The 20,192-nt window shown below is 69.5% G+C and carries 19 protein-coding genes; 8 read left to right on the forward strand and 11 right to left on the reverse strand.

Features of this window, described 5'->3' with window-relative positions; all coding sequences use genetic code 11:
* Positions 1–95 precede the first annotated feature (95 nt).
* Both E5F05_RS08030 and panB read left to right on the forward strand, forming a co-directional pair.
* On the forward strand, positions 96–575 hold the full coding sequence (locus E5F05_RS08030) for a DUF420 domain-containing protein (RefSeq protein WP_129118115.1): 480 nt from the start codon (positions 96–98) through the stop codon (positions 573–575).
* Between the two features lie 94 nt (positions 576–669).
* A complete protein-coding gene (gene panB / locus E5F05_RS08035) occupies positions 670–1,491 on the forward strand; it encodes a 3-methyl-2-oxobutanoate hydroxymethyltransferase (protein WP_129118116.1) in 822 nt (273 codons plus the stop codon).
* Between the two features lie 111 nt (positions 1,492–1,602).
* On the opposite strand, the gene E5F05_RS08040 is transcribed toward panB, so the two are convergent.
* Together E5F05_RS08040 and E5F05_RS08045 are read right to left on the reverse strand one after the other, a co-directional pair.
* Positions 1,603–3,063: a sigma 54-interacting transcriptional regulator gene (locus E5F05_RS08040; protein ID WP_129118117.1), complete on the reverse strand. Its 1,461-nt coding sequence runs from the start codon at positions 3,061–3,063 to the stop codon at positions 1,603–1,605.
* Positions 3,064–3,118: 55 nt separating this feature from the next.
* Positions 3,119–3,616 carry a hypothetical protein gene (locus E5F05_RS08045; protein WP_129118118.1) on the reverse strand — a complete coding sequence of 166 codons (498 nt, stop codon included), beginning with the start codon at positions 3,614–3,616 and terminating at the stop codon, positions 3,119–3,121.
* A gap of 39 nt (positions 3,617–3,655) precedes the next feature.
* On the opposite strand from E5F05_RS08045, the gene E5F05_RS08050 reads away from it, so the two are divergent.
* From E5F05_RS08050 to E5F05_RS08075, 6 genes are all read left to right on the forward strand, one after another.
* Entirely contained in the window at positions 3,656–4,093 is a 438-nt protein-coding gene (locus tag E5F05_RS08050) for a GNAT family N-acetyltransferase (protein ID WP_129118119.1), read from the forward strand.
* Positions 4,094–4,157: 64 nt separating this feature from the next.
* Positions 4,158–5,573: an Asp-tRNA(Asn)/Glu-tRNA(Gln) amidotransferase subunit GatB gene (gene gatB, locus E5F05_RS08055; protein WP_129118120.1), complete on the forward strand. Its 1,416-nt coding sequence runs from the start codon at positions 4,158–4,160 to the stop codon at positions 5,571–5,573.
* A gap of 115 nt (positions 5,574–5,688) precedes the next feature.
* The gene (locus E5F05_RS08060; protein ID WP_129118121.1) at positions 5,689–6,318 is read left to right on the forward strand and encodes a hypothetical protein; all 630 of its coding nucleotides are present in this window, start codon (positions 5,689–5,691) and stop codon (positions 6,316–6,318) included.
* 46 nt (positions 6,319–6,364) lie between these two features.
* The gene (locus E5F05_RS08065; RefSeq protein ID WP_129118122.1) at positions 6,365–7,327 is read left to right on the forward strand and encodes a carbohydrate kinase family protein; all 963 of its coding nucleotides are present in this window, start codon (positions 6,365–6,367) and stop codon (positions 7,325–7,327) included.
* A complete protein-coding gene (mltG, locus tag E5F05_RS08070) occupies positions 7,324–8,355 on the forward strand; it encodes an endolytic transglycosylase MltG (protein WP_129118123.1) in 1,032 nt (343 codons plus the stop codon). Before E5F05_RS08065 ends, mltG begins: the two co-directional genes overlap by 4 nt.
* Positions 8,356–8,459: 104 nt before the next feature.
* Positions 8,460–8,651, forward strand: coding sequence for a hypothetical protein (locus E5F05_RS08075; protein ID WP_129118124.1), 192 nt, complete (start codon positions 8,460–8,462; stop codon positions 8,649–8,651).
* 6 nt (positions 8,652–8,657) lie between these two features.
* Here the strand turns inward: E5F05_RS08075 and E5F05_RS08080 are convergent, their stop codons facing one another.
* The 9 genes from E5F05_RS08080 to E5F05_RS08120 all read right to left on the reverse strand — a co-directional run bounded on the left by E5F05_RS08080 (position 8,658) and on the right by E5F05_RS08120 (position 20,011).
* Complete coding sequence (locus E5F05_RS08080; protein WP_129118125.1) at positions 8,658–9,023, reverse strand: 2Fe-2S iron-sulfur cluster-binding protein; 366 nt, start codon at positions 9,021–9,023, stop codon at positions 8,658–8,660.
* A gap of 25 nt (positions 9,024–9,048) precedes the next feature.
* Complete coding sequence (locus E5F05_RS08085) at positions 9,049–9,885, reverse strand: alpha/beta fold hydrolase (RefSeq protein WP_129118126.1); 837 nt, start codon at positions 9,883–9,885, stop codon at positions 9,049–9,051.
* Positions 9,886–9,887: 2 nt separating this feature from the next.
* Entirely contained in the window at positions 9,888–11,582 is a 1,695-nt protein-coding gene (locus E5F05_RS08090; protein WP_129118127.1) for an adenine deaminase, read from the reverse strand.
* A 32-nt stretch (positions 11,583–11,614) separates the two neighbouring features.
* A complete protein-coding gene (locus E5F05_RS08095; RefSeq protein ID WP_129118128.1) occupies positions 11,615–12,397 on the reverse strand; it encodes a hypothetical protein in 783 nt (260 codons plus the stop codon).
* 109 nt (positions 12,398–12,506) lie between these two features.
* Positions 12,507–13,574 (reverse strand): peptidase C39 family protein, encoded by a 1,068-nt coding sequence (locus tag E5F05_RS08100; protein WP_129118129.1) that lies wholly within the window; start codon positions 13,572–13,574, stop codon positions 12,507–12,509.
* 84 nt (positions 13,575–13,658) lie between these two features.
* Entirely contained in the window at positions 13,659–14,669 is a 1,011-nt protein-coding gene (locus tag E5F05_RS08105) for an alpha/beta hydrolase (protein ID WP_129118130.1), read from the reverse strand.
* 289 nt (positions 14,670–14,958) lie between these two features.
* Positions 14,959–16,656: a long-chain fatty acid--CoA ligase gene (locus E5F05_RS08110; RefSeq protein ID WP_129118131.1), complete on the reverse strand. Its 1,698-nt coding sequence runs from the start codon at positions 16,654–16,656 to the stop codon at positions 14,959–14,961.
* A 130-nt stretch (positions 16,657–16,786) separates the two neighbouring features.
* On the reverse strand, positions 16,787–17,047 hold the full coding sequence (locus E5F05_RS08115; RefSeq protein WP_129118132.1) for a hypothetical protein: 261 nt from the start codon (positions 17,045–17,047) through the stop codon (positions 16,787–16,789).
* A 72-nt stretch (positions 17,048–17,119) separates the two neighbouring features.
* The gene (locus E5F05_RS08120; protein ID WP_241687086.1) at positions 17,120–20,011 is read right to left on the reverse strand and encodes a phage tail tube protein; all 2,892 of its coding nucleotides are present in this window, start codon (positions 20,009–20,011) and stop codon (positions 17,120–17,122) included.
* Between the last annotated feature and the right edge of the window lie 181 nt (positions 20,012–20,192).

The following is a 20,192-nucleotide window of genomic DNA, read 5'->3' on the forward strand; positions in this document are numbered from 1 at the left end:
TCTAGGCAGGTCGGGAGGCTGAAGATTGTCCCCTGCCTCTCCTCACCTCCGCTCCCCGGACACCTGCCCCCGCGCCCGCCGCCTAGACTGCGCCCGTGGCGGCGATCATCAATCAGTGGGCAGTCATTACCATCGTCCTGAGCGGGATCACGCTCCTGGTCGGCGTCTTTTTCATTCGGCGCGGCAACCGCGAGGCGCACATGCGCGCGATGCTGATCGCCAGCAGCCTGGCGACCATCTTTCTGGTGCTGTACCTCACCCGCCTGGGCCTGGGGTACGAGAAGAAGTACGCCGGGCCTGCCGAGTGGCGCGGGGCGTACTTCTTCCTGCTGATCAGCCACATCATCCTCGCGGCGGCGAACCTCCCGCTGGCGCTGCTGGCGCTCTGGAATGCCTGGCGGGGGCTGAAGGCGGCGGGGAACCTCGGCAACATCGACGCGCCCGCCGCCCGCCCCTGGTTCAACCGCCACCGCGCCTGGGTGCGCTGGACGGTGCCGGTGTGGCTGTACGTGGCGGTGACGGGCTGGATCATCTATCTGGTCCTGGACCGCTACGGGCAGATCATGGGGGGATAGCGGTCAGCCGTCAGCTCTCAGCCAGAAGCGGGGGCTTCAGCCAAAGCGGCCCGACGGCTGATTGCTGACGGCTGGAAGCTGATAGCTTCCCCCCATGAAACGCAGTGTCCCTGACCTCATGAACGCGCAGGAACCGCTGGTGATGGTCACCGCCTACGACTATCCCGGCGCGCGGCACGCCGAGGCGGCGGGCGTGGACCTGATCCTGGTGGGGGACAGCCTGGGGAACGTGGTGCTGGGCTACGACTCGACCGCCCCCGTCACGCTGGACGACATGATTCACCACGCGCGGGCCGTGCGGCGGGGAGCGCCGGATACCTTCCTGGTGGTGGACCTGCCCTTCGGGACGTACCACACCGGGGTCACGGACGCGATGCGGAATGCCGTGCGCGTGATTCAGCAGACGGGCGCGGACGCCGTGAAGCTGGAAGGCGCGACGCCCGAGGTGCTGGAGGTCGTGGGGGTGCTGACCCGCAACGGCATCCCCGTGATGGGGCACGTGGGCCTGCTGCCGCAGACCGCGACCGCCCAGGGTGGCCTGAAGGTGCAGGGCAAGGACGAGGCCAGCGCCCGCCGCACCCTGGAGGGGGCGCTGGCGCTCGAACAGGCCGGGGCCTTTAGCGTGGTGCTCGAAGCCATTCCCGCCCGCCTGGCCCGCCTGATCACCGGGCGGCTGCACGTGCCCACCATCGGCATCGGGGCGGGGGTGCATTGCAAAGGCCAGGTGCTGGTGTACCACGACCTGCTCGGACTGTACGAGGGCGAGGAGAAGAAGCTCGCCAAGCGGTATGCCGAACTGGGCCGTGAGGCGCGCGAGGCCATCGCCGCCTATGCCCGCGAGGTCCGCGCCCGCGAGTTCCCCACCCAGGACCAGAGCTTCGTGATGAAGGATGACGTGCTGGGGAAGTTGTATTGAGGAGGCGGTCACTTTCAGCGGTCAGCCGTCAGCGAAAGACGAAAGAAAAGGGCGTTCGCCTGTGCTCCGGCGACGCCCTTCTTGCTGAAAGCTGACCGCTGAAAGCTTCCCTCAGTTCCAGCGGCCCCCGCGCTGCTGGCGCACTTCCGGTTCGGGGGCGGCGTAGGTTTCCTCGGCGCGCGAGAGCTTCTTGCGCCCGTACAGCCCTTCGAGGATGAACTCGGCGGCGCTCGTCCGCACCGCGTCGTCACTGCTGCCCGCCACCTGGGCGGCGAGGTCGGTCAGGCCCGGCACGGTGCGCGCGGCCTTCATCGCCGCCGCGGCGTCGCCCGACTGCGGGAAGCGGAAGACGTTGCCGTCCTCGAACCACTTTTCCAGTCCGCGCGTGTCGAAGCTGGCGTAGCGGCGGGCGTACACGGCCCCCGCCGCCTTGCGGATCACCTCGCGGGCCACCACGTCGGCACCCTTGAGTTCGCCCTCGTACTCCAGTTCGAGCTTGCCGGTGATGGCGGGCAGGCCCGCGTACACGTCCGAGACGCGCACCACCGGGCCATCCCCCGACACCAGGCTGCGGCGTTCGGCGTTGGCGGAGGCGACCTCCATCAGCGAGATCGGGAGGCGCTGCGAGACGCCGCTCATCTTGTCCACCCGCCCGTCCTCGCGGGCCTGGAAGGCGATTTCCTCGATCAGTTCCGCGATGAAGTCGGGCACCACGACGCCCGGCGCCTTCACCGCTTCCTGCTCGGTGATGTCCATCCCGAGCTTCACGTCGGTCGGGTAGTGGGTGCGAATCTCGCTGCCGATGCGGTCCTTGAGCGGCGTGACGATCTTGCCCCGCGCGGTGTAGTCCTCGGGGTTGGCCGAGAAGACCAGCATCACGTCCAGTTCCAGCCGGATCGGGTAGCCCTTGATCTGCACGTCCCCTTCCTGAAGGATGTTGAAGAGGGCCACCTGCACCTTGGGCGCGAGGTCGGCCAGCTCGTTCACGGCAAAGATGCCCCGGTTGGCGCGCGGCAGCAGCCCGAAGTGCATCGAGCGGGTGTCGCCCAGCGAGGTGCCCAGGCGGGCGGCCTTGATGGGGTCCACGTCCCCGATCAGGTCGGCCACCGTCACGTCGGGCGTGGCGAGCTTTTCCACGTAGCGGTCGCCGCGCGGCAGCCAGCGGATCGGCAACTCCAGCCCGTGCGCTTCCAGCAGATGACGGCCCTCGGCGCCGATGGGGTTGAGGGGATCGTCGGGCATGTCCACGCCGTCGATGACCGGCACGTATTCGTCGAGCAGTTCCGTGATCGCGCGCAGGATGCGGCTCTTGGCCTGGCCGCGCAGCCCCAGCAGGATGAAGTTCTGGCGGGCCAGCAGGGCGTTGACCAGTTGCGGGATCACCGTCTCGTCGTAGCCGACCACGCCGGGAAAGAGTTCTTCCCCGTTGCGGAGTTTGCGCGTCAGGTTGTCCCGCACCTCGTCCTGCACGGTCCGCACCTGGCCGTCGAAGGGCGCGCGGCCCGCGTAGTCCGGCGTCTGAAGCAGTTCTCCGAGCGTCCTGGCCTTCACCTGTCCCTGTACGGCTGTCATGGTGCGCGAAAAGTAGCACGCGGGAGAGCGCGGGAATGTGCGGCTGGCTGGAGAATCAGGAGGACGCGGCAGAGCTGCTGGCCGCGTGCGCCTCGTCGTCTTCCAGCACCTTATACGCACAGACGGCGGCCAGCGCCGCCAGTTCGGGCGGCACGTCCCCGAAAGTCAGATGTACGTCCTTGCCATCGAAGGCGCCCCCGATCCGGCCCGTGAGCCGTTTCCCGTCCGCCCGCAGGTCCACGTCCTTGCCGATGATTCTTCCCGAGAAGCGCCCGGTGATGCGTTCTCCGTCGGTGACGAGGTGAACGTCGTTCCCGACCGTCTGCCCGCCCAGCCGCACGTCCACCCGCTCCGGCGTCACGTCCCCGTCCACGTCGAACCCGGCGAAGGTGCCCCCGACGCGCCCATCCACATCCCCCGCGTGCCGCGTGAGGTCCAGGTCCTTGCCCTGAATTCTCCCGCCGATGCGCCCGCGCAGATGCTGGCCGTCCCACTCGGCGTGCAGGTCGTAGCCGTAAACCGTGCCGCCGATGCGTCCATTCAGTTCGCTCATGCCTTCCGGTACGCGCCCGGCTGGCCCGGAGTTGCCAGAATGTGCCGCGTGATTCGCCCCGCCTGCCCCGCCGACGCGCCCATTATCGCCTGCCACCGTTACCCCGCCGGAGCCGACGCCGCCGAGCGTCCCGTCTACGCTGCCTGGGTCACGGAGGCGCTGGAACGCGGCGTGTACCTCGGGTTTCTCGCCGTCGCGGACGGGGGAGGGGTGGTGGCGGGCGCTGGCCTGACCTTGCTGGAATGGGGGCCAACCAGGGGCGACCCACAGCCGTACCGGGCGCGGGTGGTGAACGTCTGGACGCACCCCGACTATCGGCGCCGGGGCCTCGCCCGTGAACTCGTCACGCGCTGCCTGCAAACCGCTCAGGAACGGAGCATCACCCGCGTCAGCCTGGGCACCAGTGAGATGGGGCGGGCGCTGTATAAGGGACTGGGCTTTCAGGCGAGCGGGACGGAGATGGCGCTGCGTTTGTAACGGGCTGGAAGTCGAGGCTTTTCCTTCGCGCTCTGCTCTTCCCCCCCGCGCTAGACTCCCCCCCATGTACCGTGCCGTCATCGGGCTGGAAGTCCACCTGCAACTGCGGACGCGCTCCAAGCTCTTCAGCGCCTGCCCCGCCGACTACCACGGGGCCGAGCCGAACACCTACACCGATCCCCTCACGCTGGGGCTGCCCGGCACGCTGCCCACCCTCAACCGCGAGGCGGTGGACCTCGCGCTGATGTTCGGCCTGGCGCTCAACTGCGACGTGTCGGGCTTCACCCAGTTTCACCGCAAGAACTACTTCTACCCCGACGCGCCCAAGAACTTCCAGCTCTCGCAGTACGACCGCCCGATTGCGCGGGACGGGTATCTGGAGGTCGGCGGTGAGCGCGTCCGCATCAAACGCGCCCACCTGGAGGACGACGCGGGGAAACTCATTCACCCGACCTACGCGCCCTACAGCCTGCTGGACCTCAACCGCGCCGGGTCGCCGCTGATCGAGATGGTGACCGAGGCGGACATCACCGACGCCGAGCAGGCCCGCGCCTTTTTAGAGGCCGTGCAGGCCATCGCCCAGTCCCTCGGCGTGTCCGACGCGACGCCCGAGGAAGGCAAGATGCGCTGCGACGTGAATCTCAGCATTCACAAGCCCGGCGAACCCTGGGGGACCAAGGTGGAGGTCAAGAACCTCAACTCCTTCCGCTCGGTGGCCCGCGCCATCGAGTACGAGACGGCGCGGCAGACGCGCGTGCTGGACTCGGGCGGCCAGATCACCCAGGACACCCTGGGCTGGGACGAGGGCGGCCAGAAGACCTTCGTGATGCGGACGAAGGAAGGCGAGGCCGACTACCGTTACTTCCCCGAGCCGGACCTGCCGCCGCTGGAGATCACGCCCGAGTGGATCGGGCGCGTGCGGGCGCGGATGCCCGAACTGCCCAGGCAGAAGCGGGCGCGGTATGTGGCGGCGGGCGTGCGCGAGAGCGACGCCGAGACGCTCAGCCTGAACGTCCCCCTCAGCCGCTTCTATGACGAGGCGCTTTCGGCCCAGCCTGCCCCCGACGCGCAGAAGCTCGCCAACTGGCTCTTGACCGACGTGGCCGGGCTGCTGGCCGCGCGGGAAACCGGCATCGCGCAGGCGGACCTCCAGCCGCAGCACCTCGCCGCCCTGGTGCGCCTGATCGACGCGGGCACCATCAGCGGCAAGATTGCAAAAGACCTCCTCCCCGACGTGATGAATGGGCAGGACCCGGAGGCGCTGGTCCGCGAACGCGGCCTGACGGTCGTGACCGATACCGCCGCTATCGACGCCGCCATCGACGCCGCGATGCAGGCCGACCCCGCCACCGTGGAGAAGGTCCGCGCCGGGAACGCCAAGGCGATGAACGCCCTTTTCGGCCCGGTGATGAAGGCGACCGGCGGCAAGGCCAAGCCGGAGGTCGTGCGCGAGCGGCTTCAGGCGAAACTGGGGCTGTGAAGGCTCGCTGCGCTCGCCGTCTAACCGTCAGACCGTCGAACGGTCTAAGGGCATGGGTGTCGCAGGCCGTTCGACGGTCTGACCTTTTGACCGTTCGGCGCGCCGCAGGCGCCCCATGATGCGGTCCGCCGCCCTCGCCGCCCTGTGGGTGCAGGTCGTGGGGACGTTCGGGCTGGCGGCCTATGCCCTGTGGCGTGGGAATTTCTCCCAGGAGGCCTGGTTCTCGGGGATCGAGGCGTTTCTGGGTGGGCTGGTGCTGGCGTGGTGGACGGTCCTCCTGGGGCGCTTCACGGCGGGGCGGGTGGTGCCGCTGACGGACGGGACGCTGGTGTCATTGCGGATCGCCTTTCCCGGGCTCACGTCCTTCCGGCTGGTGCTGTGGTTCCTGACGCTGCTGGGCGTGCTGGCGGGCCTGGCCCCGGAGGCGAACACGGTCGCCCTCACCGCGCTCTTTACGGTCTGGTTCGCGGCGATCCTGGCGAGCAACGCCGTCTACGGCACCCTCGCCCGCCTGGCCCCCAATCCCGCCGACCTGACGGGCCGCCGCAGGCTGGCGGATTGGCTGAACGTCGCCGCCGCCCTCAGCCTGGGGATGACCGTGTTCAATCTGGTGCCCATCGCCGGGTTCAGCACGCTCCCAACGCTCACCGATCAGCTCGTCTACGGCCTCAGCGGCGGACTGGACGTGCTGGCGACGTTGCTGGCGCTGGGGGCGGTGCAGGCTGCGCCGTGGGCGGAGGGCTGAGGGTCAGCTTCCCTGCCCGCTGCTCCCTGTATGCTGCATGGCACGCATGATGGAACGTAAACCTCTCGTGTCGCTGGGCGACCTAGCCTGGGACGTGCTGGCTAAACCCGATACCATGCTGCTGCCGGGCGGGGACACCACCGGTCGCATGGAACTCTCCGGGGGCGGATCGGCGGCCAACCTGGCCGTCTGGGCCCGCCGGGCCGGGTATCCCGCGACCTTCGTGGGCAAGATCGGCCGCGACCGCTTCGGGGAACTGGCGACCGCCGAACTGCACGCCGAGGACGTGCGGACTGCCCTCACCCTCAGTGACGTGCACCCCACCGGCGTGATTCTCGCGCTGATCGACCGCCGCGGCCAGCGCGCGATGCTGACCGGGCAGGGCGCCGACTGGGAGCTGCTGCCCGAAGAAGTGCCGCAGGAGGTGCTGCGGGAGGCGCGGCACCTGCACCTCACCGCCTGGAGCCTCTTCCGCGATCCGCCGCGCGCCGCCGCCCTCACCGCCGCGCGCCTTGCCAAGGAGGCCGGGGCCACCCTCAGCCTCGACCCCGGGAGCTTTCAGATGATTCAGCAGATGGGCCGCGAGAACTTCCTGAAGATCGTGGACGGTGTCCCCTTCGATCTGATCTTTCCCAACGCCGACGAGGCCCGCGCCATGAGCGGCGAGGACGACCCCGGCCGCGCCCTGGACTGGCTGCGCGCCCGCTATCCGCACGCGCTGGTCGTGCTGAAGCTGGACGAGGAAGGCGCGCTGCTGGAAGGTCCCGCGCAGCCCCGCACGCACGTTCCCGCCAGCCAAGACCGCCTGATCGACGCGACCGGGGCGGGCGACGCCTTCGGTGGCGCGTTCCTGGCCGGATGGCTGGCCCACGGGGACGCCGTGCGCGCCGCGCGGCTGGCTGTGCAGGTGGGCGGCTGGGTCGTGTCGCGCTTCGGCGCGCGGCCCCCCGCCGACGCCGACCTCGAAGCGCGGCTCGCGCCATTCCGGACAGAAGGGGTGGGCGCGTGACCCGCCTGCAAGGCCGGGGGACGGCGCTGTGGGTCAAGGTGCTGCTCGCGCTGGTGGCACTGCTGCTGCTGGCGGCGCTGGGAGTCTTCCTCTATCTGCGCAGCCTCACGCAGCCCGCCGGAGGCGGCCCCTACACGCTGGAGGTCAAGCCGGGGGATACCCTGCCGCAGGTGGCCCGCACCCTGCAAGCGCACGGCATCGTGAAAAACGCCGACGCCCTGCGTTTCGTGATGCGGCAAAACGGCACGGCGGGGAGCCTCAAGGAAGGGCTGTACGACCTGAACGGCGGCATGAACGTCTATCAGGTGGCCGACAAGCTGGCCGGTCCGGCCCGCATTCCCACCGTGGACGCGACCATTCCCGAAGGCTGGCGCCTCAAGGACATTCCCCCGATCCTCGCCAAGGCCGGGTTCGACGCGGCGGCGGTGAAGGCCGCCCTGGGCGACCCCAGCCTCAGCCCCTACACGGCGGGCAAGCAGAAGAACCTCGAAGGCTTCGTGTTTCCCGCCAAGTACGAGTTCCGGGTGGGCGAGGCCCCCAAGGAGGCCGTGCGGGAGATGGTCACGCGCATGAACGAGGAATTCACGCCCGAGAACGTGGCCAAGGCCAAGGCGCTCGGCCTCAGCGTGCGGGGCTGGGTGACGCTCGCCAGCATGGTGCAGGCCGAGGCCGCCAACGACGGCGAGATGCCGGTGATCGCCGGGGTGTTCCTGAACCGCCTGAAGGACGGCATCGCGCTGGGCAGCGACCCCACCGTCGCCTACGGCCTGGGCAAGAACCTGCCGGAACTCGACCGCAGCGCCGGAGACTTCACCAGGGACACGCCCTACAACACCTACACCCGCCAGGGCCTTCCCCCCACCCCCATCAACAACCCCGGTCAGGCCGCGCTGCTGAGCGTCCTGAACCCCAAGCGGCAGATGGCCGACGGCCGCGACGCGCTGTACTTCCTGCACGGGCTGAACGGCAAGATCTACGTGAACCACGACTATGCGTCGCACCTGCGGGACGTGGCGCGTTATCGCTAGGCGCCTGGCGGCGCCGTCTAAAGGTCGAAAGTATAACGGAAGGCGGCCCTTCAGCGGTCAGACGGTTAGACCGTTAGACGGGTCAGGACCGTTAGACTCCCCCCATGCCCTCCCGTGCCTTTCTGGAACGCCGCAATGCCCTCTGGGCACGGCTGCGCTCGCTCACGCCCGGCACGCCTGACTTCGAGGCCACGCTGGAGGAACTGGCGGCGTTGACCGGCTGGAACCGCGAGCGGGTGCTGGCGGGGCTGGGCCTGACGCCTGCTGAGGCGCCCCGGCCCGGCGAGGCGCGGTAAGGGCCTTCAGCCCTGGGCCGGGACGGGCACCCACACCGGCTCGGGTTCGATGTGGTCGGCGGGTTCCTTGCCTGGTTCCAGGCCGGTGTTCTGAACAGTCTGAAGGGGCCGCAACACCATCTCGCCCCGGCACTCGATCTGGCAGGAGAGCCGGGCCTCGCCCAGCAGGCCTTTTTCCAGCAGCTTGTCGCGCTCGGCCACCGTCATCCTTTCCGGCTCGCCCTCGGTGAAGTGGACGCGGCAGGTGGTGCAGCGGGCGTGGCCGCCGCAGCGGTGCAGGATGTCCACCCCGCCGCGCTCCAGCGCCAGCACCAGCCGCTCCCCCTCCTGGGCGTCAATGACTCCGTATCTCTCCGCGGTGATTCTCGGCATGCAGGGAGGATGGCATGAAATCCTCTCAGATGGACAGGAATCCCAGCAGGAGATTGTTCACCCGCACCGGCTCATCCCGCATCACCCAGTGGCTGGCGCGGGGGAAACGCACCACCCGCAGGTCCGGCACCCAGCGTTCGAGTCCGTCCGCCAGTTCGGGCAGCAGCGCCACGTCCCGCTCACCCCACAGCACCAGCGTAGGCACCCGCACCTCATTTTCCTTCACATTGCCGAAGCGGGGCAGGGCGCGGTAGTAGTTGATCATGGCGGTGGCGGCACCGGGCTGTTCCCAGGCCCGCTGGTACAGCTCGCGGTCGTGGGGGGTGTAGGCGGCCGGGTTCGTTCCCCGCAGCATCTTCCGCCCCGAACGCAACAGGAACCGCTCGGGCAGCCAGGGAAGCTGAAAAAAGAGGATGTACCAGGAGCGGAGCCACTGCCGGGGCATCCGCAGCATCCGGCGGGCGGCGGCGGGGTGCGGCGCGTTGAGGATCACCAGGCGGTCCACCACCTCCGGCTGCCGGATCGCCAGCGCCCAGGCGATGATGCCGCCCCAGTCGTGCCCGACGACATGCGCGCGCTCGTAGCCCAGGGCGTGAATCAGGGCGGCCACGTCCTCCCGCAGCCTGCTCAGGCGGTAGGCGGGGACCCCCGGCGGCTTCTCGCTGAGGTCATAGCCGCGCAGGTCCGGCGCGACCACCCGGAAGCCCGCGCGGGCCAGCGGGCCGATCTGCCGCTCCCAGGCCCGCCAGAACTCGGGAAACCCGTGCAGCAAGACCACCAGCGGCCCGTCCACCGGTCCCGCCTCGACGACGTGCAGACGGACGCCGTTCACCACCAGCTCTCTCCCGGCCAGGTCCGCCATCTTCAGTTCTCCGTTCCGGCGGGCACGCGCCCTGCGGGCAGAAGCTGCCAGGCCTGCACGTCCAGCAGCCCGCGCGGCGTGAGCTTGAGGGCCGGAATCACGCTCAGGCCCAGGAAACTCAGGGTGGTGACCGGGTAGGGGAGGGTGCAGCCCAGCGCCCGCGCCGCCGCCGTCACCTGCGAGAGGCGCGCGGCGACTTCCTGCGGGGGGCGGTCGCTCATCAGGCCCGCGTAGGGGAGGGGGAGACTGGCGCGCACCTCGCCCCCCGCCACCACGACCACGCCGCCGCCCAGCGCCTCCAGTGCCCGGCCCGCCGCCCGCACGTCCGCGTCGGTACCGCCCAGCACCGCGACGTTGTGCGCGTCGTGCAGGATGCTGATCGCCAGCGCACCCCCGGTCATCCCGGTGCCAGAGGTCCAGCAGGCGGCATAGTCCCCCCGGCCGTAGCGGTCCGCGACGACCAGCCGCGCGTCTCCCGTTCCCGGCGCGCCCACGCCGGTCGTGATCTGGTCGGGCCGGACCTGCATTACCGGCCAGTGGGCGGGCACGTCGAACGTCGCCGTGTCCCAGCCTGGCCCCAGGTTCACGCTGTCTCCCGGGAGAGGGGGCGTGACGGTGCCCGCCCGGGCTTCCACACCGCCCACAAAGGTTTCCAGCACCTCGAACCCGCTGAGGTCGCGCAGCAGCACGAAATCCGCCTGGTAGCCCGGCGCGACCAGGCCCAGGTCGTGCAGGCCCCAGTACTCGGCGGGGTTGCAGGTCACCAGCGCGACCGCGTCGGCGGGGTGCAGGCCACCCGCCACGCAGGCCCGCAGCAGCCGGTCGAGGTGCCCCAGCGAGAGCAGTTCGTCCACGCTCACGTCGTCGCTGACCAGCAGCGCGCGGCGGGGACGCTCGCGCAGGACGGGCAGCAGGGCCTCCAGGTTCCGCGCCGCCGATCCCTCACGCACCATCAGCCAGAGGCCCGCGCGCAGGCGCTCCCGGGCTTCCTCCGGGGTGGTTGCCTCGTGGTCGGAGTGGGGGCCCGCCGCCGCGTAGGCCTGGAGGTCGCGGCCCGCCACACCCGCCGCGTGCCCGTCGATCCGGCCTCCGCGTCCGGCCTCCAGCACGTCCCACACGCCCGGGTCTTCATTCAGCACACCCGGGTAATTCATCAGCTCGGCCAGGCCCAGCACGCCGGGCAGACGCAGGGCCGCCGCCACCTCCGCCGCGTCCAGCACCGCGCCCCCCCGCTCGAAGGGGCTGGCGGGCACCGAGGACGGCACCGAGCCGAAGACCCGCAGGCCGGATGTCCGCCCCGCCTCCAGCATCCACGTCAGGCCGCGCACGCCCAGCACGTTCACCACCTCGTGCGGCTCGGCCACCACCGCCGTCGTGCCGCGCGGCAACACCGCCGCCGCGAAGCGCGCGGGCGTCAGCAGGCTCGACTCGATATGCACGTGGGCGTCCATGAACCCCGGCGCGAGGAAGGCGCCGCGCGCCTCCACGGTCCGCGCCGCCCGCACGCCCGCCCCGGCGCCGACCAGCGCCGCGACCCGGCCCCCGGCGACCAGCACGTCGGCCCCGAACACCTCGCGCGTGACGGGCTGCACCACCTGCGCGCCGCGCACCAGCAGATCACCGTCCTCCAGGCCCCGCGCGACGCGCACCAGCCGCTGCCTCGCCGCCCGCTCTTTCGCTGCCTCTCCCGCTGTCATGGCGCAGTCTAGCGGGGCGCATCGGCCGCGGGCTACCGCCCCTTGAACACGTCTAGCCCCGGCCCCCGCTCGGCCAGCGCCCGCGCGAAGGCCTGCGCGTCGTTCAGGGGAGGGGCGGTCTTGCCGGGCACCGCCGCCTTGTCCCCCGGCGGTCCCCCGAAGCGCCGGGCGCGGAACATGCCCGGATGCTCCTCGAACACCGCCGTCACCCCTTCCGGCAGGGTCGCCAGATGGGCGGCGAAGGCCTGCTCCTGGGCCAGTTCCGCGTGCGCCGTGCTCCCGCCCAGCTCGGTCAGCAGACGGTCAATCAGGGCGAATACCTGCGCCGCGTAGGCTTCCACCTCCTCCCGGCGCGGCAGGTAGCCGCGGTGAACGACGCGGTTGCGGAAGTCGGCGCCCAGCGCCCTGGGGGTCAGGAAGTCCGGGGCGCGGCCCTCGCGCAGCAGGTACGCCAGCGCCAGCATCCCCACCTGGCGCTCCGACTGGCTGGCGACATGCCGCCAGGTGCCCTCCAGCGCGGCGAGGGCCTCCGTGAAGTCCCCCTCCGCCCCCGCCGCCCGCTCCAGCGCGAACGACCGCACGTAGAACTCGAAAAACCGCTCCAGCGCCGCCGCGAAGCTCGCCACGGCCTCGCGGGCGTAGCCGTCCATCAGCGCCCGCGTCCCCAGGTCGAACAGCACCTCGAACTTGTGCTTGCGGACGAACACCACGTACCGCGCCCCGCAGGCCGGGCAGATCACGTCATGAACCGCGCTGTCCGCGAACTCCACCGGCACCTCACGGGCGCAGGCGGGGCAGGTGGTGGGGAAGTGCATGGGCAGGAGTCTAACCGTCTGACCGTCTCACCGCCTGGAAGTTCCAGTTGGCAGGGTTTTGAGCGGCTCGACAGGTAGACCTTCAGACCGTTAGGCGGCAGACCACCCCTCAGGGCAGCTTCGCCCCCGGCGGCGTGATCACGTAACTCAGGCCGCCCGAGTGCGTGAGCCACTGCCGCTCGAAGGCCGCGCGGGGATAGGTGCGGCGCACACCCGCTTCGTTGGGCGCGGCGGGATCGTTCAGCACCGGGTTGCCCTGGGCGTCGAAGCCCACCAGGACCATCAGGTGACCGTCACTGTAGGTGAGGGGGGCGCCGGGCAACTCGCCTTTGTTCCAGCCCAGGCTGACAGCCAGCGGCAGGCCCGCCGCCGTGTACCGCTCGGCCTCCGCGAGACTGGGTAGCCGGGTGACGAAGGCCCGCAGGCCCAGCGCCCCCGCGTAGGCGGTGTTGAAGGGCCAGTTGCCGGTGCCGTTGTAGGCGCGGTCGAAGGTGCCGCTGGCGGCCTGCGGGACGGTCACGTTCAGGCCATGCTGCGCCAGGATCATCGAGACGCTGGTGGGACTGCACCAGACCTCGCCGCCGCCCGGGTAAAGCATCTGCGAACGCTGCGGCACGTTCACGACCTTGCCCCAGTGGCCCCGGTCGCCCGGCTGCCCCAACCCCGCCGTGCGCCGGGCGCGGTCAGCCGTGTTGAAGGCCAGCAGCCGCACGTTCGTCCCCGCGCCGCGCAGTGTCACCCGGTACTGATACGCGCTGGCCTTCGCGTTCAGGCGCAGGGTGTCGGTCAACACCTGTCCCGCCGCGTCCTTTTGCCCGTTCAGGCTGCTGCGGCCCTCGCTGCTCTGCCAGGTGCCGAAGGAGAACCAGCGGCTCCAGCCCGCGCCGGTCTGCGCGCGCACCTCCACCGTCACGCTGCCCGCGCCGGGCGTGACCGCGTTCCACGACGGGACCAGCTCGTCGAAGGGGGCGACTTTCAAGGGCTGGCTCGTCAGGGTGCCGGATGCGGCCCCCGGTGCCAGGGCCAACGTGTCCCCCTGCACCTGCACGCCCTTCAGCTCCGCGCCTGCCCAGTCGCCCGCGCGCTCGTGAATCACCGTCGTCGAATGGGGATATGTCATGGTCAGGGCCTCGGCACCGCCCGCGAGGGCCAGCGCCATCAGGAAGGCGGCACGCATGGAGGGGATTTTGCCGTGAAGGCGGGGCGGGTGGGTGAGACGGGAGGGGGCGCGGGAAAGGCTCTGCCTGCGCCCCGCCTCCCCTCACCCCCCCTGCATGTACAGGAACGCTTCGGGCAACGCCTCCCGCCAGGTCACCCAGTTGTGGCCGCTGGGATATTCGCGGTACTGGTGCAGCAGGCCCGTGTCGGCCAAGGCGCCCGCCATCCGCCGGTTCGGGCCAGTCAGCCATTCGAGCGTGCCGGTGTCCAGACTGATCTTGAGGTGGCGGGGCGGCTCAGCCGTGAGCTGTTCGCGCAGCCACTCGCCCGCCGTCGTCGTGTTGATGGTGCCGTCCGGATCGGTCGCGCCGGGCCGGGCAATAAAGGCCCCGGAGTGGCTAACCACCCGCGAGAACAGCTCCGGGTGCTGACTGCCCAGATACATCGAGATCAGGCCGCCCAGCGAGGCCCCCCACAGCCCCCGCTCGCTGACCGTCACGAACTCGCCCTCCACGCGCGGGAACACCTCTTCGCGCAGGAAGTCGAGGTAACGGTCATTCAGGTAGTACTCCGCGCTGCGGTCCCCCGGCTCCACGAAGACCAGCACTGCGCCGGAGGCCAGCCCCGCCTCCACCGCCCGGTCCATCACCTCGCCCAGCTTGCCGGTGCGGTAAAAGGCCACGCCGTCCTGCACGTAGTACACCGGGGTGGGACGGCCTGGATCATGCCCGTATGGCGTGTAGACGACAGCGCGGCGGGTGCCGGGAAAGACATGGCCCTGCCAGGTCAGGCGGTGGGCCGTGCCCTTCCGGGTGGCGTCGGGCAGCCGCCACAGCGGATGGCGGAGGTACTCGCCGACGACGACCGCGCGGGGGTAGGGCCACCAGGGGTTCAGCGACCGTTGCGGGTTGTCGGGGTCCGCGAAAGGCTCCCCCGCCGCGTCCAGCCAGGCATATTCCACCCAGGCGCCACGCGGCAGCGTCAGCGTGATGGGCTGGCCGTCCTGAACGGGGATGGCCGGTTTTTTCTTCCAGTCGGTCATGTCGCCCACAAGAGCAACGGCGCCCGCCGGGGGAGAGAAGGTGACCTGCTGTCCCTGCACTGAAACGGCCATGAGGGGGATTGTACGGGGCGGGGGAGCTTTCAGCCGTCAGCGGTCAGCTTTGAGCCGTGAGCTATGGACAAGAGGGGGATGCTCTCCCCCTTGCGGGGACTGGCGCAGCTTTGCAAGCAACTCTACGAGTCCGAAGGAGAGGGGGGTGGTAAGCGTTAGCTTGCCCTCACCGCGTCGCCTGAAAAGAGGGCGTGACCCTTCCGACTGGCCTTCGACGCCCGGCCCGTTCACCCCGTCCCGGCCTCCCCCCTCAAGGGGGAGGGGCTTTTTTAGCGTTCTACAACCCCCACTACTCCCCCCGTTCCGGTGCCGCCGTCGCCCCCACGCCGCCCGCGCTCCCGTAGCCCCGGTACTGCTCGCGCAGTTCGCGTTTCAGGAACTTGCCGGTCGCGCCGATGGGAATGCTCTCGGCCACGACGGTCGCGTCGGGGAGCCACCACTTGGCGAACTTGGGGGCGAGGAAGTCGCGCAGTTCCTCGTGGGTGACGGTCTGGCCGGGCTTGAGGGTGATCACCGCCAGGGGCCGCTCGTCCCACTTGGGGTCGTCCATCGCGATGACGGCGGCCTGGGCGACGGCGGGGTGGGCCATGAGCGCGTTTTCGAGGTCCACCGAGCTGATCCACTCGCCGCCCGACTTGATCAGGTCCTTGGCGCGGTCCTGAATGTGCATGAAGCCGCGCTCGTCCAGCGTGGCGATGTCGCCAGTGTCGAACCACAGCTCGCCGTCCAGATCGAGGAAATTCTGCTGTCCCTCGCCCCCGTAGTAGCTGCCCGCGATCCAGGGGCCGCGCGTGATCAGGCGGCCCATCGTCTTGCCGTCGTGTGGCAGGCGCTCGCCTTCCTCCGAGAGGAGGTCGAGGAACACCAGGGGCAGGGCGCGGCCCTGCTTGGCCCGCAGGGTGTACCCCTCGTCGCTGCGCTCGTCCACGCCGGGCGGCATGGTGCTGACGGTCCCGAGCGGGTGCGTCTCGGTCATGCCCCAGCCCTGTGCCAGGTGCAGGCCGTGCCGGGCCTCGAAGACGCGGATCAGGCTCTCGGGCAGGGCGCTGCCGCCGACCAGCACGCGCTGGAGGCAGTGCAAGTCGTAGGGCTGGCCCGCGGCCTTCGCGCGGTCGAGTTCGGCCAGCAGGCCCATCCAGATGGTCGGCACGCCCGCCGTCAGCGTAACCTCCTCGTCCTGCATGAGCCGGGCGAGGGTGGGACCATCGGTGAAGGGACCGGCGTACACCTGTTTGGCGCCGTACATCGCGCAGGTGTACGGGATGCCCCAGGCGTTCACGTGGAACATCGGCACGATGGGCAGCACGCTGTCCCGTTCCCCGATATTCAGCGCGTCCTTGTGGGCGGTGGCGAGCGAGTGCAGGATGGTCGAGCGGTGGGTGTACAGCACGCCCTTGGGGTTGCCGGTGGTGCCGCTGGTGTAGCACATGCCCGCCGCCTCATCTTCGTCCAGTTGCGGGTAGCGGCTCAAAGGTTCCTGACTCGTCACCCAGGTGTCGTAATCCTCGGCGCCCTCGATAGGCGTGGGTGTCGGCCCGAACACGAACACCCGTTCGAGCTGCGGGCAGGCCGCGCGCAGGGCCGGGATCAGGGGCGCGAAGAGGTTCTCCACGAGCAGCACCCGGTCCCCGGCGTCGTTCAGAATCCAGGCGATCTGCTCGGGGTGCAACCGGATATTCACCGTATGCACCACGAAGCCCGCCGACGGGATGCCCAGGTACGCCTCCAGGTGCCGGTAGGAGTTCACGGCCAGCGTCGCCACCCGGTCGCCGCGGTTCAGGCCCAGGGCCTGCAACCCGGCCCCCAGCCGCAGCGCGCGGTCGGCCACCTCGCCGTAGGTGATGCGGTGCTTCTGCGGCACCGGCTGTCCCGCCTCGTCCCGCCCGCCGACCACCAGACTCACGACCTCGCGCTCCGCGTACTGCGTGCGGACGCGCTCCAGAATGAAGGGGAGGGTGAGGGGAACGTCCATCATGTTGCCTTGCATCGCTGACCTCCGGTGAGCTGGGCGAGGGGGGGCGCGGGGCCTGCCGCGTGGGCGGACCGCTGAAGCTGAACCTGCGTGTGCGAGCATTCTAGCCGCAAGCTGAACCGGGTCCAGAGAGTTGGCTGCGCGGTCAGCGGCGGGCCGGTTCCCGTTCGCCCGGCGGCCTGGCCTGCGCGCCGCCGCGCCGGGGATACGGCCCGACCGGAACGGGGACACCCAGCCCTTCATCCTCGTCGTCATCCTCGGGGCGCCGCACGCTGTTCGCGGTTCGGAGGGGAGGTCCGAGGCCGCCCAGCCACTCCAGCCAGCGCCAGAACCGGCTTGTCATCCCCGAGTTGCGGTTCATGCTCCAGCGTACCCGCTCGGGGACCGGGAAGCGCAGGCCCGCCACCGCTTTCTCCCGCTGCTTCCAACGAAACAACGAAAAGCACCCCGCTGGGGGGTGCCTTCCGGAAAGAGGGGGTTACTGGTTGACGACGCTGGTGGGTTCGCTGGACGCACCACCAGCGGTCTGCCCGTCGTTGACGCCACGGCCCGTCCAGTTGAAGCCGCTGTAGTACTGGCGGGGGGCCGTACCTGCCGGGACCGTCACCGTGTGGCGGAGGAACAGCACGCCGCCGGGCTGGATCGCGAAGCCGGAGGTCAGGTTGACCGTCTGGGTACCCTGGGCCGCGCCAGAGAGGGTGTAATCGGTGCCTTCGGTCAGGCGCTGGCTGCTGCTGTGGGTGTAGTCGCTGTTCACCGCGCCGGTCTGCGGGTCACGAACGGGGGTGGGGTCGTAGTACAGCTCAGTGGCCGCCACGTTGAACACACCGGGCGTGAGGGCGCGGGGGTCGGTCGAGCCGAAGTTGAAGGCGACCATGTTGTTGTTGACGCCCTCGTTCGACTGCGGCTCCACGATGAGCGAGCTGGTCAGGACCGTGGAGTCCGTCCCGTTGGCGTTGATGGGGTCGTTGGCGTCCACCATCTGCGTCTGGGTCGAGACGAAGTTCACCACGTTGACGCAGTCCTGCGCCTGGCCGTTGCCGCCGTTGCCGCTGGTGTAGCTCGCCACGTCGCAGTACGTCCCGGCGGGGGCGCCAGCAGGGATGGTGCTGGTCAGCGTCAGCGTGAGGGTCTGGCCGGGGTTCAGGGTGAGGCTGGCGGGAACGGTGGTGACCGTGTTGTTGGCGAAGGTCACGCTGCCGGTCTGGTCGGTGCCGCTAATGCTGTAGCGGCCGCTGCCGAAGTTCACGTACTGCGTGCCGGTCTGGAGCTTGCCCAGGATGTCCTGCACCGCCAGCGTGGTCGCGGCGCCCGTCCCAGTGTTGCGGACCGTGATAACGCTCTGGTAGCTGCTGCCGGGGTACAGGTTGTTGACCGGCGTGGTGCCGTTGAGGTTCTGGTTGACCTTGGTGATGCTCAGGTTGGGGCTGACGACCTCGAAGCAGGCCTGCTGGCTGGTGCCGTTCAGCGCCTGGCCGTTGTTGCTGGTCGCCGTGAAGCTGCCGGTGTCGCAGTAGGTGCCGTCCTGCGTGCCCACCGCGCCGAAGCGGAAGGTCCGGGTTTCACCGGGCGCCAGGGTGAAGGGGTCGCTGGTGAAGCCGTCGTCCCCGTTGGCCGTGGTGCCCTGGGCCTGGGTACGGATCGCGTAGCTGGCCGCCGCGCCGCTGATCAGGTTGTCGGTCACGACCACGTTGGTCGCGGGGGCGCTGCCGCCGTTGCGGACGGTGATCGCCGCGAAGACTTCCTGGTTGGGGCCGACCTGCTGGCCGCTGGGGATCGGGTTGTTGTTGGCGTCCACCAGGCTCTTGGTGATCGTCAGCTCGGGCGCCTGGACCGTGAGGCAGGCGTCGTCATTCAGGTTGCTGCTGACCACGCCGAACGCGCCGTTGGTGTACTGCGTGACCGTGGCCGTGTCGCAGAACACGCCGACCGCGCTGCTGCGGGCGGGGAAGGTGAAGGTGCGGGCCTCGCCGGGCGCGAGGTCGAAGGTCGAGTTGAAGCCGCTGTCGCCCTGGGCGGTGGTGGTCGCCGCGCCGTTCGCCGTGACGGCCCCGATGCTGTAGGTGTCGTCCGAGCCGCTGGTCAGGCGGTCCTGAAGCTGGATGCCGGTGGCGGGACCCTGGCCGACGTTGCGGACCGTGACCGTGAAGCTGCCGTCCTGGTTGAGGCCGACCGTCTGGTTGGCTTCCTTGACGATCTCCAGCTTGGCGCTGGGCGCGAAGGTCTTGTCGAGGAACCGCTTGGTGATCTCAGTCCCGTTCACGGAGGCGATGGCGCGCACGCGGGCGGTGGCCGCGTTGAACTTGGGATCGTGGTTGAGCGCCGTCCACGTGAAGCCGGTGATGTCGGGCGTGTTCACGCCGGTCACGTTGTACAGCGGGTACTCACGGCTGGAGGGGAAGCGCACGTTGTTGCCGCCCGCGCTGTTGGTGTAGGTGTTGGCGCTGAGGGCGTTGTCGTTGATGTCCTGCTTGCTGATGGGCGCGCCCGAAGCCTGGGTCCCGTCATCCGCCGCCGAGAAGCGGACGCTTCCCGTCTGCTCCAGAATGTCCCACTTCACGTTGGCTCCCACGATGGGGTACACCTGGCCGTCGGCGGCCCGGTAGCCCACGTACCCCGCCGCGAGGTTCTGGGTGTTGAGGGGAGCGACTTCCTGCATCTCGGCGGCGGTGGGCATCCCGGCGTCGGTATTGCCGCCCACCTTGCTGGGATCGATGCCGCCGTCCTTGTTCTCCAGCCAGGCATAGAACACGAAGCGGGTGCCCGCGTTGTCCAGGTCGTCCTTGGTGATCGCGACCTGCTTGCCGTTGGCGTCGATGTAGAAGGCGCCGCTGGGGGTGGTGGGCGTGACAGCGACCAGCGTGGGCGCGACCAGCGAGACGCTCTGACCAGCGGTCACAGTGAAGGTCTGCGTCTGGCTGACGTACCCTTCCTTGCTGTAGGTGACGGTGTACGTGCCGGGCTTCAGGTTGCCGTACTGGTCGCTGGTGACCGTGTTGCCGCCCGCATCCTTGATGACGACCATGTAGCCGTTGGGGTTCTGCACGCTGACGGTGCCGACCGTCGCCCCCACGGGCAGCAGCGTGGGCACCACCAGGTTGGTCGTCTGACCGGCGGTGACGGTGAAGGTCTGGGTCTGGGAGATGTAGCCTTCTTTGCTGTAGGTGGCGGTGTAGGTGCCGGGCTTCAGTTTGTTGTAGTCGCTGCTGGGAATCACGTTCCCGTTGGCGTCCTTGATGACCACCGTATAGCCGGTGGACGTGGGAACACTGACAGAGCCTTCCGTCGCAGCAACGGGCGCGGGATTCCCACCGCAGGCTGCGAGCAGAAGAACACTGGTGAGAGCGATGATGCCGATTTTTGCGTTCATAGAAGCCTCCTGAAAGATGCTCGGTCGTTGTGTCGATTGACTGCCCTAAAAACCCCAGTCACACCCGGACAAAGACAGGCTATGTGCACAGTTCTGAAGCAAACCCCTGGTCGGAGCTCCTCAATGTGATCACATTTGCTTCTCAGAGACAATCCCAAAATGCGTCATGACCGTTTAGTTT

The organism is Deinococcus metallilatus (assembly GCF_004758605.1).
GTDB lineage: Bacteria > Deinococcota > Deinococci > Deinococcales > Deinococcaceae > Deinococcus > Deinococcus metallilatus.

Coding starts and splice junctions, on each gene's coding strand:
- panB (WP_129118116.1), top strand. CDS start 670: ATGAAACGCAGTGTCCCTGACCTCATGAACGCGCAGGAACCGCTGGTG.
- E5F05_RS08040 (WP_129118117.1), bottom strand. CDS start 3,063: ATGACAGCCGTACAGGGACAGGTGAAGGCCAGGACGCTCGGAGAACTG.
- E5F05_RS08045 (WP_129118118.1), bottom strand. CDS start 3,616: ATGAGCGAACTGAATGGACGCATCGGCGGCACGGTTTACGGCTACGAC.
- E5F05_RS08050 (WP_129118119.1), top strand. CDS start 3,656: ATGTGCCGCGTGATTCGCCCCGCCTGCCCCGCCGACGCGCCCATTATC.
- gatB (WP_129118120.1), top strand. CDS start 4,158: ATGTACCGTGCCGTCATCGGGCTGGAAGTCCACCTGCAACTGCGGACG.
- E5F05_RS08060 (WP_129118121.1), top strand. CDS start 5,689: ATGATGCGGTCCGCCGCCCTCGCCGCCCTGTGGGTGCAGGTCGTGGGG.
- E5F05_RS08065 (WP_129118122.1), top strand. CDS start 6,365: ATGATGGAACGTAAACCTCTCGTGTCGCTGGGCGACCTAGCCTGGGAC.
- E5F05_RS08075 (WP_129118124.1), top strand. CDS start 8,460: ATGCCCTCCCGTGCCTTTCTGGAACGCCGCAATGCCCTCTGGGCACGG.
- E5F05_RS08080 (WP_129118125.1), bottom strand. CDS start 9,023: ATGCCGAGAATCACCGCGGAGAGATACGGAGTCATTGACGCCCAGGAG.
- E5F05_RS08085 (WP_129118126.1), bottom strand. CDS start 9,885: ATGGCGGACCTGGCCGGGAGAGAGCTGGTGGTGAACGGCGTCCGTCTG.
- E5F05_RS08090 (WP_129118127.1), bottom strand. CDS start 11,582: ATGACAGCGGGAGAGGCAGCGAAAGAGCGGGCGGCGAGGCAGCGGCTG.
- E5F05_RS08095 (WP_129118128.1), bottom strand. CDS start 12,397: ATGCACTTCCCCACCACCTGCCCCGCCTGCGCCCGTGAGGTGCCGGTG.
- E5F05_RS08100 (WP_129118129.1), bottom strand. CDS start 13,574: ATGCGTGCCGCCTTCCTGATGGCGCTGGCCCTCGCGGGCGGTGCCGAG.
- E5F05_RS08105 (WP_129118130.1), bottom strand. CDS start 14,669: ATGGCCGTTTCAGTGCAGGGACAGCAGGTCACCTTCTCTCCCCCGGCG.
- E5F05_RS08110 (WP_129118131.1), bottom strand. CDS start 16,656: ATGCAAGGCAACATGATGGACGTTCCCCTCACCCTCCCCTTCATTCTG.
- E5F05_RS08120 (WP_241687086.1), bottom strand. CDS start 20,011: ATGAACGCAAAAATCGGCATCATCGCTCTCACCAGTGTTCTTCTGCTC.